This is a genomic window from Mesorhizobium sp. P2_B11, from assembly GCF_056404855.1.
This window is the reverse complement of record NZ_JBFUDF010000004.1, coordinates 280,426-296,709: the sequence shown is the minus strand read 5'-3', so window position 1 is coordinate 296,709 and position 16,284 is coordinate 280,426. Positions and strand designations below refer to the sequence as shown.

The 16,284-nt window shown below is 63.9% G+C and carries 14 protein-coding genes; 3 read left to right on the top strand and 11 right to left on the bottom strand.

Features of this window, described 5'->3' with window-relative positions; translation table 11 throughout:
• Positions 1-3 precede the first annotated feature (3 nt).
• From AC1DYJ_RS14985 to AC1DYJ_RS14935, 11 genes are all read right to left on the bottom strand, one after another.
• On the bottom strand, positions 4-765 hold the full coding sequence (locus AC1DYJ_RS14985) for a 3-ketoacyl-ACP reductase (protein ID WP_477286136.1): 762 nt from the start codon (positions 763-765) through the stop codon (positions 4-6).
• The gene (locus tag AC1DYJ_RS14980; RefSeq protein ID WP_477286138.1) at positions 762-2,264 is read right to left on the bottom strand and encodes a GMC oxidoreductase; all 1,503 of its coding nucleotides are present in this window, start codon (positions 2,262-2,264) and stop codon (positions 762-764) included. The genes AC1DYJ_RS14985 and AC1DYJ_RS14980 overlap by 4 nt, the downstream gene beginning before the upstream one ends.
• Positions 2,265-2,269: 5 nt before the next feature.
• The gene (locus AC1DYJ_RS14975) at positions 2,270-3,385 is read right to left on the bottom strand and encodes an ABC transporter ATP-binding protein (protein ID WP_477426136.1); all 1,116 of its coding nucleotides are present in this window, start codon (positions 3,383-3,385) and stop codon (positions 2,270-2,272) included.
• 22 nt (positions 3,386-3,407) lie between these two features.
• Positions 3,408-4,352 (bottom strand): carbohydrate ABC transporter permease, encoded by a 945-nt coding sequence (locus AC1DYJ_RS14970; RefSeq protein ID WP_436261269.1) that lies wholly within the window; start codon positions 4,350-4,352, stop codon positions 3,408-3,410.
• Complete coding sequence (locus tag AC1DYJ_RS14965) at positions 4,349-5,299, bottom strand: carbohydrate ABC transporter permease (protein ID WP_477286142.1); 951 nt, start codon at positions 5,297-5,299, stop codon at positions 4,349-4,351. Before AC1DYJ_RS14965 ends, AC1DYJ_RS14970 begins: the two co-directional genes overlap by 4 nt.
• Positions 5,300-5,455: 156 nt before the next feature.
• The gene (locus tag AC1DYJ_RS14960; RefSeq protein WP_477286144.1) at positions 5,456-6,709 is read right to left on the bottom strand and encodes an ABC transporter substrate-binding protein; all 1,254 of its coding nucleotides are present in this window, start codon (positions 6,707-6,709) and stop codon (positions 5,456-5,458) included.
• Between the two features lie 59 nt (positions 6,710-6,768).
• The gene (locus AC1DYJ_RS14955) at positions 6,769-8,280 is read right to left on the bottom strand and encodes an aldehyde dehydrogenase family protein (protein ID WP_477286146.1); all 1,512 of its coding nucleotides are present in this window, start codon (positions 8,278-8,280) and stop codon (positions 6,769-6,771) included.
• Positions 8,281-8,290: 10 nt separating this feature from the next.
• The gene (locus AC1DYJ_RS14950; protein ID WP_477286148.1) at positions 8,291-9,067 is read right to left on the bottom strand and encodes an enoyl-CoA hydratase/isomerase family protein; all 777 of its coding nucleotides are present in this window, start codon (positions 9,065-9,067) and stop codon (positions 8,291-8,293) included.
• Positions 9,060-10,661: an acyl CoA:acetate/3-ketoacid CoA transferase gene (locus AC1DYJ_RS14945; RefSeq protein WP_477286150.1), complete on the bottom strand. Its 1,602-nt coding sequence runs from the start codon at positions 10,659-10,661 to the stop codon at positions 9,060-9,062. The genes AC1DYJ_RS14950 and AC1DYJ_RS14945 overlap by 8 nt, the downstream gene beginning before the upstream one ends.
• Positions 10,658-11,674 carry a Gfo/Idh/MocA family protein gene (locus AC1DYJ_RS14940; RefSeq protein ID WP_477286152.1) on the bottom strand — a complete coding sequence of 339 codons (1,017 nt, stop codon included), beginning with the start codon at positions 11,672-11,674 and terminating at the stop codon, positions 10,658-10,660. The genes AC1DYJ_RS14945 and AC1DYJ_RS14940 overlap by 4 nt, the downstream gene beginning before the upstream one ends.
• Positions 11,671-12,729, bottom strand: a complete 1,059-nt coding sequence (locus tag AC1DYJ_RS14935; RefSeq protein ID WP_477286154.1) for a LacI family DNA-binding transcriptional regulator — start codon at positions 12,727-12,729, stop codon at positions 11,671-11,673. The genes AC1DYJ_RS14940 and AC1DYJ_RS14935 overlap by 4 nt, the downstream gene beginning before the upstream one ends.
• 230 nt (positions 12,730-12,959) lie before the next feature.
• Here AC1DYJ_RS14935 and AC1DYJ_RS14930 point away from each other — a divergent pair, with 230 nt between their 5' ends.
• From AC1DYJ_RS14930 to fcl, 3 genes are all read left to right on the top strand, one after another.
• Complete coding sequence (locus tag AC1DYJ_RS14930) at positions 12,960-14,114, top strand: dihydrodipicolinate synthase family protein (RefSeq protein ID WP_477426134.1); 1,155 nt, start codon at positions 12,960-12,962, stop codon at positions 14,112-14,114.
• A gap of 101 nt (positions 14,115-14,215) precedes the next feature.
• Positions 14,216-15,286, top strand: coding sequence for a GDP-mannose 4,6-dehydratase (gene gmd / locus AC1DYJ_RS14925; protein WP_477286158.1), 1,071 nt, complete (start codon positions 14,216-14,218; stop codon positions 15,284-15,286).
• A 9-nt stretch (positions 15,287-15,295) separates the two neighbouring features.
• Positions 15,296-16,264, top strand: coding sequence for a GDP-L-fucose synthase (gene fcl / locus AC1DYJ_RS14920; protein ID WP_477286160.1), 969 nt, complete (start codon positions 15,296-15,298; stop codon positions 16,262-16,264).
• Positions 16,265-16,284 lie beyond the last annotated feature (20 nt).

Genomic DNA, 16,284 nt, shown 5'->3' with positions numbered 1-16,284 from the left:
CACTTACAGTCGCGGCACCGAGAGCGCGCCGTCGACATTGATGATCGAGCCGGTGGAAAAGCCGAGCTTGCCGGCAGCAAGTGTCGCCACCACAGCGCCGATGTCTGATGCTTCGCCCCAGCGTTTGGCCGGCACCAGGCCGCCGTCGATGAGCGCGTCGTATTTTGCGGTCACGCCCGCCGTCATGTCGGTGCGGATGATGCCCGGGCGCAGCTCGAAGACGCCGATGTTTTCAGGGGCGAGGCGCAACGCCAGGTTCTTCACCCACATGGAAAGGCCGGCTTTGGAGATGCAGTAGTCGGCGCGTTCCGGCGAGGCCATGTCGGCACTGACCGAGGTGATGGTGATGATCGACTTCGGATGACCACCGGGCGTCGCCAGCATCGCCTTGGCGACGGCCTGGCTGAGAAAAACGGTGCCGCGCAAATTGATGTTCAGCGCATGGTCGAAATTTTCTGGCTTCAGCTCCAGCAGATCGCCGCGCACGACGGCGCCGACACCGGCGTTGTTGACGAGGCAGTCGATGCGGCCGAAGACGTTTGTGGCTTTGTCGACCAGCGCGGCGTGACCGGCGAGATCGGCTATATCGCAGCTGGCATAGGCGAACTTCGCGCCGCGCCCGGTGATGTTCTCGGCCAGATCGTCCGGCGATTGTTCGGCAAGATCGGCGACCAGAATGTCGAAGCCGGCATCAGCCAGCGCCTCGGCGCAGGCCAGCCCAATGCCGCGCGCGCCGCCGGTGACGATGGCGGAGGGGCGGGTCATGCCGCTAGGTCCGTCCGGCGGATATGATCGGCAACCCGCAGCGCTTGGGCCGCGATCGACAATGCCGGATTCACCGCGGCCGAGTTGGGCAGGAAACTGGCGTCGACCACGAACAGGTTCGGATGATCGAACGCACGGCAGAACGGGTCGAGCGGTGCGGTTGCGGGATTGTCGCCCATCTTGACCGTGCCGCACTGGTGCGACGGCGTGCGCTTGTCGAAGGGGCGCGACAGCACGATGGGGTAACCGCAGGCGCGGAAGTGTTCGCGCATCACCTTGGTCAGCCCATCGAGCGACTGCATGTTGGAGCGCCGCCACTGCATGACGATGTCCTTGCCGTCGACCATGATGCGGCTTTCGGGATCGGGTAGGTCCTCGCACATCAAATACCAGTCGACGGCGTGGCCGGCCATGTAGTCCAGCGCGAATTTCGGCACGGACTTCACATTGGCCTTCAGCATGTTGCCGTCGATTTTGCCGAGCAACTGGACGTTGCCGAGCGGCATGCCGCCCTTGCCGTCGGAGAGATAATAGTCGTTCAGCATCAGCGTCTTCTGGTAGACGCTGTCGTTCCTGCGGCGCGGATCGATCGCCAGCATGGCGCTCGAATTGTGGTTCATGAAATTGCGGCCGACCTGGTCGGATCGGTTGGCGAGGCCTTTGCCATCCGATGAAGGCGAGCGCAGGAGGATGACGGCGGAGTTGACCGCGCCGGCGGAGAGGATGACCAGTTTTGGCGCCACCTTTTTGAGCTCGCCATTCTGCCGGTAGTGGATGGAGGCGATGCTTTTGCCGTCCGACGCCGCCTCGAGATATTCGACGTAGCAGCCGGTCTCGAGCCGGATGTTGCTGTTCTTGAGTGCTGCCGCCAGCGGTGCGGTCTGGGCGTCCATCTTGCCCTGGCCGGTGTTCGGGAAAGCATCCCAGCCGGTCTTGCCCTCTTTCAGCCAGGTGTCGATGTCGACGCCGAGCGGCAGCGAGGCCGGGTGCAGGCCGAGGCCCTTCAGTTCGGCGCGGGCGCGCGCGATCGGCGCCTCGTCGGGCACCGGCTTGAAGGCATAGGGGATCGAGTGGAACGGTTCGGTCGGGTCTTCGCCCAGTGAGCCGCGGACGCGAAACAGCTGTTCTGCTTTCGAATACCAAGGCTCGAACTCGTCATAGGAAAACGGCCAGGCTGGCGAGATGCCGCCGAAGTGCTCCATGACGGCAAAGTCTTCCTTGCGGTAGCGGATCAGCACCGCGCCGAAGAATTTCGAGTTGCCGCCGACATAGTAGTAATTGCCGGGATTGAAGGCCGCGCCGCCGGCTTCGCGCCACATCTCCTTGGGGCGGTAGTGACCGTCAACGAAGATCGAGCGCGTGTCGCGGGCATGCGGCGTCGCCGGCAAGGGTTCGCCGCGCTCCAGCATCAGGATCGACGCGCCGCTGCCCGCCAGACCGGAGGCGATCGTGGCGCCGCCGATGCCGGAGCCGATGATGACGATGTCCGGATTTGCCATAGCCGTCAGCGAATGCGGCTCTCGGTCGCCGGATCGAAGAACACTGCCTTGGTCAGGTTGAAGGCGAGCGGCGTGCTGGTGCCCGGCTGGATGTTGGCGTCAGCACGCAGCCGCGCAACAACGGGCTTGCCGCCGAGATTGGTGACCGCGAACGTGTCGGAGCCCGCCGGCTYGACCACTTCGATGTGCAGGTCGGCGGTGGCGATGTTGGAGGCGTTGCGTTCAGCGCCTTCCGGATCGGTCAGCGCTTCCGGCCGCACGCCGAAGATGATCGGCTTGCCCTGGAAGGCCGAGAGGCCCGCCGGCGCGTTGGCCATCGGCAGCGCGATCGGCTCGCGCGCCTCGCGCTGCAAGACGACGGACAGCGCATTGCCCGATGTCGCAATGGTCGCAGGGATCAGGTTCATCGCCGGCGAGCCCATGAAGTCGGCGACGAATAGGTTGGTCGGGTTGTTGTAGATCTCGGCCGGGGTGCCGAACTGCTGCACCTCGCCGTCGCGCATGACGGCGATCTTGGTCGCCAGCGTCATCGCCTCGATCTGATCGTGGGTGACGTAGACGATGGTCGTGCCGGTGGTGGCGTGCAGACGCTTGATCTCGATGCGCATGTCGACGCGCAGCTTGGCGTCGAGGTTGGACAGCGGCTCGTCGAACAGGAACAGTTTGGGGTCGCGCACCAGCGCGCGGCCCATGGCGACGCGCTGGCGCTGGCCGCCGGAAAGCTGGCTTGGCTTGCGGTTGAGGAGATGGCCGATCTGCAGCACCTTGGCCACCTTGTCGATCGCCTTCTGGCGCTCGTCGGCCGGCACGCCGCGCATCTCCATGCCGAAGGAGATGTTTCCGGCCACCGTCATGTTCGGGTAGAGCGCATAGCTCTGGAAAACCATGGCGATGTCGCGCTTGGACGGATGCAGATCGTTGATGGCGCGGCCGTCGACGCGGATTTCGCCCTCGGTGATCTGCTCGAGGCCGGCAATGGTGTTGAGAAGCGTGGACTTGCCGCAGCCGGACGGGCCGACCAGAACCAGGAAGCCGCCCTTTTCGAGCTCGACATCGATACCCTTCAGGATCTCAACATTCCCGAAGCGCTTCTTCAGTCCATCAATTTCCAGAAAAGCCATTGGGTTATTCCTTCCTGATAGCTCAGCCCTTGACCGCACCGGCCATCAGCCCGCGCACGAAATAGCGGCCGGCGACGACATAGACGATCAGGGTGGGCAGGGCCGCGATCATCGCGGCCGCCATGTTGACATTGTATTCGACGACACCGGTCGAGGTGTTGACGACGTTGTTGAGCGCCACCGTCATCGGCATGGAGTCACCGGTGCCGGCATAGGCCGAAGCGAACAGGAAGTCGTTCCAGATGTTGGTGAACTGGTAGATGACGGTGACGACGAAGATCGGCATCGAGTTCGGCAGCATGATGCGGCGGAAGATCTGGAAGAACGAGGCGCCGTCGACCTGTGCGGCCTTGATCAACTCGTTCGGGAACGCCTCGTAATAGTTGCGGAAGAACAGCGTCGTGAAGCCGATGCCGTAGACGACGTGGACGAAGACCAGATTGACCGTCGGGTTGCCGAGGCCGAAGCTGGTGCCGACCGAGTTCTGCAGCGACACGCCGAAACGGCCGAGACTGCCGAGGATGGTCGCCATCGGCAGCAGCACCGACTGGAACGGAATGAAGCAGGCAAACAGCATCAGCCCGAACACCAGCGTGGCGCCGCGGAACCGCCATTTGGTCAGGACGTAGCCGTTGAGCGCGCCGAGCATGGTCGAGATCAGCACGGCCGGAACCACCATCTTGATGGAGTTCCAGAAATAGCCCTTGATGCCGGCGCAGGTGAGGCCGACGCAGGTCTCACCCCAGGCTTTTAGCCACGGGTCGAAGGTCGGCGCCTTGGGCAGGGCCAGCATGTTGCCGTTCTGGATCTCGTCCATGGTCTTGAACGACGTCACCAGCATGACGAACAGCGGCATCAAATAGAACAGCGCAAACAGCGCCAGCAGCCCGTAGATGACGACGCGGTTCAGGGTCTTGGTGCTCATGCCGCCGGAGGCCTGGCGAGCAGGGGTGGCGACAGCGCTCATCGCGGCTTCTCCCTGAGTTCGGAATAGAGATAGGGCACGATGATGGCGACGATGGTCATCAGCATGATCACGGCACTGGCCGAACCGACCGCCATTTCGTTGCGCTTGAAAGTGTACTCATACATGAAGTTGGACGGCAGCCAGGCCGAGCCGCCGGGCCCGCCGCTGGTCAGGGCCACCACCAGATCGTACGACTTGATGGCAAGGTGGGCGAGCACGATGAAGGCCGACAGGAAGATCGGCCGCAGCAGCGGGATGACGATGCGGCGGTAGAGCTGGAAGGTCGTGGCGCCATCGATCTGCGCCGCCTTCATGATCTCGCCGTCAATGCCGCGCAGCCCGGCCAGGAACATCGCCATGATGAAGCCGGAGGCCTGCCAGACGCCGGCGATGACCACCGTGTAGATGACGAAATCCTTGTTCTTGATCCAGTCGAAATGGAAGCTCGTCCAGCCCCATTGATGCAAGGTCTGCTCGAGGCCGAGACCCGGATCGAGGAACCATTTCCAGGCGACGCCGGTGACGATGAAGGACAGCGCCATCGGGTAGAGATAGATCGGCCGCAACACGCCTTCGCCGCGGATCTTCTGGTCGAGCAGGATGGCCAGGAACAGGCCGAGCGCCAGGCAAATGGCGATGTAGAGAAAGCCGAAAATGCCCATATTGACGATCGACGTGTACCAGCTCGAGGGCGGGTCGGAGTCGAAAGTCCAGCCCCATAGCCGCTGATAGGCGCGCGGTCCGGTGATGACATAGGACGGGAAGGTCTTGGAATTGGTGAAGGACAGATAGACCGTCCATAGGATGAAGCCGTAGACGAAGACGATGGTGATGGCGAAGCTCGGCGCCAGCACGATCTTCGGCAGCGCGTCCTGCAGGCGCGAGCGCACCGAGGGGCGCGACCGCTCCGGCGTCAGCTTGATCTGGCTTGTCGCTACACTGCTCATGAGGCTCCTCCCGTTTCGGGTCGTCCGTGCTCTGCCGTCAGGCGGCAAGGCGGCCCCGTGCATACGGGTCTCTGGTCGGCATGGTGTTCAAGCCGGCCCATTGCGAGATGGATACCTTCCCCGCCGAAGCGGGGAAGGTGTTTTTAGGCGTAGCGCTTACTTGGCGTCGTCGATTGCCTTGACCAGTTCGGTCACGGCTTCGTCCGAGGTCTTGATCTGACCATGGACGAACTTCGACACGACGTCCTTGTAGGCATTGGCGACCGCCGGAGGCGCGCCATAACCTTGGGCCAGCGAGCCGAACAGCGTGCCGCCTTCGTTGGCAGCCTTCAGGTCGGCGATGCCCTTCTTGCCGCACGCGTCGAAGTCGGTGTCCGGAACGTCGGTACGGGCCGGAACCGAACCCTTGACGACGTTGAAGGCCGACTGGAAGCTCTTCGACAGGGTGGCGGTGGCCAGCGCGACCTGGGCGGCCTTGCGGTCGTCCGGAACGTTGAACATGCCGAACATGTCGGAGTTGTAGATCACGGAGCCGTCGGTGCCCGGGAAGCGATAGCACAGGAAGTCGGTGCCCGGGGTTTTCTTGGCGGCGTTGAACTCGCCCTTGGCCCAGTCGCCCATGACCTGCACCAGGGCGTCGCCCTTGATGACCATGGCGGTGGCCAGGTTCCAGTCGCGGCCCGAGAAGTTCGGGTCGACATAGGTGACGAGCTTGGCGAGGTTGTCGAACGACTTCTTCATCGTGTCGGACTTGAGCGAAGCATCGTCGAGGTCGTTGAAGGCCTTCTTGTAGAACTCAGGTCCGCCGGTCGACAGCACGACCGAGTCGAACATGGTGGCTTCCTGCCAGTTCTGGCCGCCGAGAGCGAGCGGGATGACGCCAGCCGCCTTGGCCTTGTCGAGCAAAGCGACGAAGTCGTCGAAGGTCTTCGGCTCGGTGCCGCCGATCTTGTCCATCACCGCCTTGTTGATCCACAGCCAGTTGACCGAGTGGACGTTGACCGGAGCCGCGACCCACTTGCCGTCATAGACGGAGAACTTCTGCAGGGCCGCCGGAACCGACTTGTCCCAGCCTTCCTTCTTCGCCGTCTCGGTCAGGTCGCCCATGACGCCGGCCGCCGCATAATCGAGCACCGTGTAGCCGAGCATCTGCGATGCGGTCGGGTAGTTGCCGGCCGCGACCATCGCCTTCAGCGCGGTCATGGCGGCGTCGCCGCCACCGCCGGCCACCGGCACGTCCTTCCAGGCATAGCCTTCCTTGGACAGATCGCCCTTGAGGACGTTGAGAGCAGCCGCTTCGCCGCCCGACGTCCACCAATGCAGCATCTGCACTTCCTTGACGTCCTCGGCATGGGCCGAGAAAGCAAAGGCCGTCGCAAGAGCCGTTCCGATAAGCAGTTTGCGCAACATGTACTACCTCCCTTGTTGCAGTCACATAACCGACGGATGCCCGCCGGGTTCTTCCAAACTCAGCCGACCCACCAACCGGTGCGCTGGCCGCGATGAAACTGGATTGTCTTTTCCTCGGTATAGTCCTCGACAGCGCGTTTGCCGAGTTCGCGTCCGATACCGGACTGCTTGTAGCCCCCGAATGGCAGCTCGGGGTAGCCTTCCATGAATGTGTTCACCCAGACCGTCCCCGAACGCACACCACGCGCCACCGACATGCACGTGTCGATGCTGGCGCTCCACACCCCTGCCGATAGACCATAAGGCGTGTTGTTGGCGATGTGCAACGCCTTTTCAATCGTTTCAAAAGTCAGCACCGAGAGGACGGGGCCGAACACTTCCTCGCGCGCAATAGCCATGTCCTCGGTAACGCCGCTGACAATGGTCGGATCGAGGTATTGGCCGGCATTGGAGACCCGCTGCGCGCCGCCGCTGTAGACATTGCTGCCGTCTTTCTGAGCTGCCGCAACGTAACCCGCGACTTTACTCAGATGATCGGCGGAAATCATCGCGCCGACCTTGGTCTGGTCATCGAGCGGATCGCCGACCGCTACCTTGGCGGTAAGCGCCTTCACCGCGGCGAGGAAATCATCGGCGATCGCCTCGTGCACGATCAGCCGGCTGCCGGCATTGCAGCATTCGCCGGCGTTGAAGAAGCCGCCGAACACCGCCGCATCGGCGGCGGCCTCGAGATCGGCATCGGGGAAGACGATCTGGCCGTTCTTGCCGCCGAGCTCCATCGAGACTTTCTTCAGCGACTGCGCGGCGGACGCCATGGTCATCTTGCCGACCCGGGTCGAGCCGGTGAACGAGACCATTTCGACCAGCGGATGGCTGACCATCGGTGCGCCGACATCGGCGCCGAGGCCAGCCAGGATGTTGACGACGCCGGCGGGCAGGCCGGCCTGCATCAGGATATCGCCGAGCACGAAGGTCGAGGCCGAAGTCATTTCGCTCGGCTTGACCACCGCCGTGCAGCCGGCGGCAAGCGCGAAGGGCAGCTTCTGGCTGACGATGAGAAAAGGGAAATTCCACGGCGTGATGATCGAGACGACGCCGATCGGCTCGCGCACGACCACGCCCAGCATGGCGTCGCCGAGATTGGCGTAGCTCTCGCCATGCAGCGTGCGGGCAAGCGAGGCGGCATAGCGCCAGATGTCGACGGCGCCGCCGATCTCGCCGCGGGCCTGGGCGATCGGCTTGCCGGATTCCAGCGCGTCGAGCCGGGCGATGTCTTCCAACTGGGCTTCGATCAGATCGGCGGTCTTGAGCAGGATGGCGGCGCGCTCGGCCGCTTTCATGCGCGGCCAGGGGCCGGTTTCGAAGGCTCGATGCGCGGCCTGCATGGCCGCTTCCACCTCGGTCTCGCCGGCCTGCGCATAGCGCGAGACGGTGAAGCCGTGGCCGGGGCTGTTGCGCTCCAGCATGCGGCCATCATGGGCATCGACATGCTTGCCGTCGATCAGGAGCTTGTAAGCCTTCGGCGTCCTGGACGCCTCAGCCGGCATGGAAATGTTGAGTGGTGCGTTCATCGTGCTTTCTCTAGGATCTCGAAAAGGCCGGCTTCTGCTTGGCCTTGAAGGCGCTTACGCCGGTCTTGATGTCGCCGGTCAGCGCGATGAAGCCGCTGGCGAGCGCCTCGGTGGCGGCAGCACTTTCCTCGCCTTCGGCGACGGCGATCATCAGCTTGGCGGCCTCGGTTGCGAGCGGCCCGCGTTCGGCGATCTTTTGCGCCCACGTCTTGGACTCGGCCAGCGCCTGCCCTGTCTCGACCACGCGGTCGACAATGCCCAGGGCGAGCGCCTCTGGGGCGACAAAGACTTCGCCCCCCAGCGCCATGCGGCGCACGACCTGTGCGCCAAAGCGGCGCACGGCGCGCTGCGTGCCGGACCAGCCGGGCACGACGCCGATCGATGTCTCGGGGAAGCCGAGCTTGACCTGGGTTTCGGCGACGCGGAAGTCGCAGGCGACCGCAAGCTCCAGCCCACCGCCCAGCGCATGGCCGGAGAGCACCGCGATGGTCGGTTGCCGCAGCCTTGCCAGCCGGTCGAAGACGCGGTGGCCGTAGCGCACCCATTGCACCTGGAAATCGGCGGCGCTCATTTCGCCCCAGGCCTCGACGTCGCCGCCGGCGCAAAAGCCTTTGCCTTCGCCGCGGACCAGCACGACGCGTGCGCCTTCAGCCATCTCGGCTTCGTTGAGGGCTGCTTCGAGCGCGCGCAGCATCGGAATGTCCAACGCATTGAACTTTTCCGGCCGGCGCAGCGTGACGACGCCGATGGCGCCGTCCTGCTCGAAGGTGACGAGGCGCTCAGTCATGGGCGCCTCCGAGCGAGGCGCCGCCATTCAGCGACAGGCCGATCGGCCGATCCTGGTAGAGGGCCGTCGGCGTGACCTTGAGGTCGTTGGCGACGCCGAGCGGCGTTTCGGACTGCGCCAACACATCGCGCTCAAGGTCGATGCCGGGCGCCAGTTCCGTCACCATCAGCCCGTCCGGCGTCAGCTTCATCACGCAGCGTTCGGTGACGTAGGTGATGTCCTGACCCTGAGCGACGGCGCGCTTGCCCGAGAAGGAGATGTGCTCGACCTCGTTGACGACCTTCTTCACCTTGCCTTCCGCGTCGATGCGGATGCCGCCATCGGCGAGCGACAGTTTGGCGCCGGCGTTGAAGAAGCCGGAGAAGACGATCTTCTTCGCCCGCGCGGTGATGTCGACGAAGCCGCCGGCGCCGGCGGTGACATGCGGCCGTGCCGAGAGTTTCGAGACATTGACCGAGCCATGGCGGTCGATCTGCAAGAAGGAGAGCAGCGAGGCGTCGAAACCACCGGCCTGGAAATAGATGAACTGGTGCGGCGAGGGCATGATCGCCTCGGCGTTGGAGGCGCAGCCGAACTTGAAGTCGAGCAGCGGCACACCGCCGACAGCGCCCTGTTCGATCACCCAGGTGACCTTGCCGTGCTGGCCTTCCTCGAGAAGGATGCGCGGCACGTTGGCCGAGATGCCGAAGCCGATGTTGACGGCCATGCCGTCGCGCAACTCCATGGCGACGCGGCGCGCGATGACCTTCTGCACGTTCATCTCGGCGTTGCGGAAGCTCGACAGCGGCCGGAAGATCTCGCCCGAAATCGCCGGGTCGTAAGGCGTTAGCGTCGTCTGCAACTGGTCGGGCGCAACAACGATATGGTCGACCAGGACACCAGGCACGCGCACGTCATGCGGCTTCAGCGTGCCGTTCTCGACCACGCGCTTGACCTGCGCAATGACGATGCCGCCATTGTTGCGGGCGGCGAGCGCCTGTTCGAGGCCGCCGAGATAGGCGCCTTCATGCTCATAGGTGAGGTTGCCGCGTTCGTCGGCGGTGGTTGCCCGAATGATGGAGACGTTGGGCACGATCGAGCGGAAATAGAGCCATTCCTCGCCGTCGAACTGCTGTACCGAGACGATCGGCTCGCTGGCGGCAGCATTCATGGCGCAGCCTTGGTGGCGCGGGTCGGCGAAGGTGTCGAGGCCGACCTTGGTCAGCACGCCCGGGCGCTTGGCGGCGGCCTCGCGATGCATGTCGAACAGGATGCCGGAGGGCACATTGTAGGCGGCAACGGAATTGTCGCCGATCATCTTCCAGATCTGCGGTGGCTCGGACGAGGAGGGGCCCGAGGGATAGGAGCCGCACAGCGTGCGCTTCAGCAGGCCCGGCTTGGCCAGATGGTCGATGCCTTTGATGCCGTACATATCGCCCGCGGCGATCGGGTGCAGCGTGGTGATATTTTTCGGATGGCCTTCCATGTCAAAACGCTCGCCGATGGCGGCGAGCACCGCGTCCGGGCAGCCGAGGCCGCTGGACGACGAGACGGAAACAGTCATGCCGTCCTTGATCAGGCTTGCTGCTTCAGCGGCGGAAACGAGCTTGCTCACTGGGCGCTCCCAAGCTTTGGATCGATGGTTACCGCCTTGCCGGATTTCTCCGACTGCAGTGCCGCTTCGGCCGAGGCCAGCGACCAGACGCCGTCCTCGCCGGTGGCGGAGGGCTGACCCTGACCGCCTATAGCGGCATGGAACTGGCGCAGCGACCGGACATAAAGGTCTTCACGGTCGAAGCTCAGTTCCTCTTCGCCTTTTGCCGTGCGCAGAAGCACAGAGCCGATGGGCTTCTGCGTCATTACATTTTTGGCGATCAGCGAGCCTTCGGAACCATGCACCTCAAAGCCTGTATCAGCGAACTTTGTGGTGAAGCCTTCATGCGACTGGGCGATCACGCCGGACCGGAAGCGCCAGATGCACATGGCGCCGTCTTCCAGTCCGCTGTCGGCCATGCCGGCAGACTGGGTGAAAGCCGTCACTTCGATCGGATCGTCGCCAAGCACGAAGCGCAGCGTGTCGGCATCGTGCACCGTGATGTCGAGCACCACGCCGCCGCCGGCCTCAGGCTTGGTGATGCGCCAGCCTTGCAGGTTCTCCGGCAGGTAGACGGCGTGGAACACGCGCGCGGCGATGGGCTTGCCGATGCGGCCGGCCGATATGGCCTCGCGCATGGCGCGGTGAGCGCCGGCATTGCGCAGATGGTGGTTGGTGCCGAGCACAACGCCGGCGGCCTTGGCCGCAGCGACCATTTTGCGCGCGTCAGCGCTGGTCAGTGCCAGCGGCTTTTCGCACAGAACATGCTTTCCCGCCTTGATGGCAGCCAGTGCCTGTTCAAGGTGCAGTTCATTGGTGGTCGAGATGTAGACGGCATCGATATCGGCGCCGAGCAATGCATCAAGCGTCGAGACGGCCAGCGGAACGTTGTTTTCCGCAGCATAGGCCTTGGCCCGCTCCGGGCTGGAGCTCATCACCGCTGCTATCTCGCCATCCGCCTGGGCGCGGATGGCGTTGATCATGAATTGTCTGGCGATCGTGCTGGCGCCGATCAACCCCCATCTGACGCTCATGCCGCGTCTCCCATTCCTGCAGGCCTGTTCTGGGCGCGGCGATCGGGACCGCAGCTATCCCTGACGACCAGATTGACAGCGCCGATATGGTCCTCGGCATGTGTGGTGCGCGACTGGATCATCTTCAGCATGACGTGGGCGGCGCGCTCGCCGAGACCGGGCGTGTCCACCGAGACGCTGGTCAATGCCGGCATGTAATGCTCGGCCTCGACCACGTCGTCGAAGCCGACGACGGCGAAATCCGCGCCGGGCTCCAGCCCGCGCTTGCGCAGCGCCAGCATGACGCCGAAGGCGACGGCGTCGTTGAAGCACAGCGCCGCTGTCGGCGGCTCGGCCATGGCAAGGGCGGTTTCCAGGCAGGCGATGCCGCCCCTGCGGCTGGTCTCGCCTTCGACGACGAGCACGTCGCGCCGGGTAATGCCAAGCGTTTCGCAGGCCTCACGAAAGCCGCCGAGGCGCTCCTGATAGACGACCAGATCGGAGGTGCCGCCGAAGAAAGCGAGCCGGCGATGGCCCTTGCCGATCAGATGGGCCGCGGCGAGGTATGCGCCACGATGATTGTCCGGCGCGATCACCGGGATGCGGCTGTCCGGCAGGCGGCGCATGGCAAAGACCACCGGCACGCCTGCCGTCTCAAGACGGCGGAAGGCGCCCGGCGTGGTGCCGCGCGCCGGCGACACGATCAACCCGGCGACGCCCTGCTCCATCAGTGACTTCAAGACTTCTTCCTGGCGCACCGGATTTTCCGCCGTGTTGGCGATGAAGGGCACGATGCCAGCCGACTGGAAGACGCGCTCCATGCCGACCGCCAGCTCGGCGAAAAACGGGTTGGTGAGATCGTTGATGACCATGCCAATGACGTTGGAGTGGGCCTTGCGCAGATTGGCGGCGCCGCGATTGTAGACATAGCCGACATCCTCGATCGCCTTGCGGACTTTGACCGCGGTTTCAGGCCGGATCAGCCCTGAGCCTTGCAGCACGAGCGACACCGTCGATTTGGACACACCGGCCTCGCGGGCGATGTCCAGGATCGTTGCCTTGGGCCGGCTGGCCATACGAGTGGTTTCCTCCGTCTGAATTGGCAAATCTATTGGAACGTTCTAATCACTGTGCCAAACGAGAGTCAATCGGGATTCTGGCGAGCGCCTGAAAAATTGATGGATGTGGTGCACGGCAAGGCCCTTAGCCTCGGTTTGCCATTTGGACCGGTTCAATTTCAGGAATCATAAAGGTTCTTGATTTATTGGAACGTTCCATTTATAGGATGCCGGAAACGGAGGTTGCCATGGATATTGCCCTGCCTGCGGAGAATGGCGGCCGCGCCGGCTACAAGCTCGTGGGCGACCCGGTCGAGCCCAGGATCGGTGCAGCTTTCCCGCGCATCGCCTATGCAGCTGCCCATGTCGTCGCCGATCCTTTCGCCATGACCAATCCGTGGTCGAAGCCTGCGGTCGACTGGGACAAGACGATGGCGTTTCGCCACCATCTGTGGCGGCTCGGCTTCCGCATCGCCGAAGCGATGGATACCTCGCAGCGCGGCATGGGCTTTGACTGGACGAACGCGCAGGAATTGATTCGACGCTCGATCGCCGAGGCACGCGGTGTCGAAGGCGCCGACCTTGCATCAGGCGCCGGCACCGATCATCTGGCGCCGGGAGCTGCCAGAACGCTCGACGACGTGATCGCCGCCTATGAACAGCAGTTCGCTTTCATCGAAGGCGAGGGCGGCAAGGCGATCATGATGGCCAGCCGGGCGCTGGCGGCGGTCGCCAAAGGCCCGGATGATTATGTCAGGGTTTACGACCGCATCCTCAGCCAGGCCTCCGGCAAGGTCATCCTGCACTGGCTGGGCGACATGTTCGATCCTGCCCTGAAAGGCTATTGGGGCAGCGGCGACTTCGACGCGGCGCTTGATACCGTCGTCGCCATCATCGAGCGCCATGCCGGCAAGGTCGAGGGGATAAAGATATCGCTGCTCGATGCCGATAAGGAAGTTGCCTTGCGCAACCGGCTGCCGGAAGGCGTCGTCATGTTCACCGGCGACGACTTCAACTATCCAGAACTGATTGCCGGCGACGGGAAGCGGCATTCGCATGCCTTGCTCGGCATATTCGACGCCATCGCCCCGGTCGCCAATGCGGCGCTGGCGAAGCTGGCCGACGGCGACCGCGCCGGTTATGACGCGCTGATGGCGCCGACGGTGCCGCTGTCGCGCAAGATCTTCGAGGCGCCGACCGAGTATTACAAGGCCGGCATCGTCTTCATGGCCTGGCTCAACGGCCACCAGGACCATTTCACAATGGTCGGCGGCATGCAGTCGGCGCGCGGCATCCTGCACTATGCCGACATCTTTCGCCTTGCCGACCAGGCAGGGTTGCTCGCCGATCCCGCGCTTGCGCTGGCCAGGATGAAGAATTTCTGCGCGGTTGCGGGTGCCTGAGAACAGCGTAGCCGGCTGAAAAGCATCCCCCGTATGGGGATTTGCGTTCTCGCGCCAAATCTGTATTCCGTTGCCGGGATTCAGTGCGGACGAATGCGGCAATGACGGAAAAAGTGGCGCTCATCACCGGTGTAACCGGGCAGGACGGGGCCTATCTCGCAGAGCTGCTTCTGCGGAAGGGCTATATTGTCCATGGCGTCAAACGACGCTCGTCCTCGTTCAACACCGAGCGCGTCGACGACATCTATGTCGATCCGCATGAGCGCGGCGCACGCTTCTTCCTGCATTATGGCGACCTGACCGACGCAACCAATCTCATTCGCCTGGTGCAGGAGACGCAGCCCAGCGAGATCTACAATCTCGGCGCCCAGAGCCATGTCCAGGTGAGTTTCGAGACGCCCGAATACACCGGCAATGCCGATGCGCTGGGAACGCTCAGGCTGCTGGAGGCGATCCGCATCCTCAAGCTGGAGAAGTCGGTGCGCTTCTACCAGGCCTCGACCTCGGAGCTTTACGGCAAGGCGCGCGAGGTCCCGCAAAGCGAGACGACGCCGTTCCATCCGCGCTCGCCCTATGCTGCGGCCAAGCTCTATGCCTACTGGATCACGGTCAATTACCGCGAGGCCTACGGCATGTTCGCCGCCAACGGCATCCTGTTCAACCACGAAAGCCCGACGCGCGGCGAAACCTTCGTCACCCGCAAGATCACGCGGGCCGTCGCCTCGATCCAACACGGCCTGCAGGACACGCTCTATCTCGGCAATCTCGACGCCAGGCGTGACTGGGGCCATGCGCGCGACTATGTAGAAGGCATGTGGCGCATTCTCCAGCACAGCGAAGCCGACGATTTCGTGCTGGCGACCGGCGAGGCGCATTCGGTGCGCGAATTCGTCGAACTGGCTTTCGCCGAGACCGGACGGACCATTGCCTGGCAAGGCGAGGGTGTCGACGAGGTCGGTGTCGATGCCGGTTCGGGCACTGTGCTGGTGCGCATCGATCCGCGCTATTTCCGGCCGACCGAGGTAGACTTTTTGCTCGGCGACCCCGCCAAGGCCAAGGCAAGACTTGGCTGGTCGCACACGACCGGGTTCAGGGATCTGGTGGCGGAAATGGTGCAGGCCGATCTGGCGCGCGCTGCCGGCGGCACGCTACAGAACAGCCGCTCTGCGTGAGGCAGGCCGATGGACGCGACATTTGAGCTGAAAGGCAAGCGCGTCTTCGTCGCGGGGCATCGCGGCATGGTCGGTTCGGCCGTCGTGCGCCGGCTGGCGAGCGAGGACTGCGAGGTGCTCACTGTGTCGCGCGACAGGCTCGACCTGCTCGACCAGACGGGCGTGCGGCGCTGGATAGCCGAGCACAGGCCGGATGCGGTGGTGATGGCGGCCGCCAAGGTCGGCGGCATCCTGGCCAATGACAGGTTGCCGGTCGACTTCCTGCAGCAAAATCTGGTGATGCAGAGCAACGTCATCGACGGCGCCTTTCGCAGCGAGGTCGGCAAATTGCTGTTTCTCGGCTCGTCCTGCATCTATCCCAAGCTCGCGCCGCAGCCGATCCGGGAAGACGCGCTGCTGACCGGCCCGCTCGAACCCACCAACGAATGGTATGCGATCGCCAAGATCGCCGGGCTGAAACTGTGCCAGGCCTATCGGCGCCAATACGGCGTCGATTACATCTCGGCGATGCCGGCCAGCCTTTACGGCCCGGGTGACAATTTCGACCTGCAGAGCAGCCATGTGGTGCCGGCGTTGATGCGGAAGGCGCATGCGCTGGCGCTGAGCGGCCGCACCAGCCTCGAGGTTTGGGGCTCGGGCACACCGCGGCGCGAATTCCTGCATGTCGACGACGCCGCCGATGCGCTGGTCTGGCTGTTGAAGAATTATGCCGGCGACAGCCATGTCAATGTCGGTTCGGGGGAGGATGTCACCATTGCCGAACTCGCCCAAACCGTCGCGTCCGTCGCCGGCGTCGAGGCTACGGTCGCCTTCGATACGACGAGGCCCGATGGCACGCCGCGCAAGCTGATGGATGTGTCGCGGCTGTTTGCTACGGGATGGCGCCCGCGCTACGCGCTTCGCAGTGGATTGGAACAGACATATGCCTGGTTTCTCCAGCATGTTGAGAAGGGTGACGTCCGCCTCGGCGCGGCCTGACCCCAATTCTCGGCATGCAA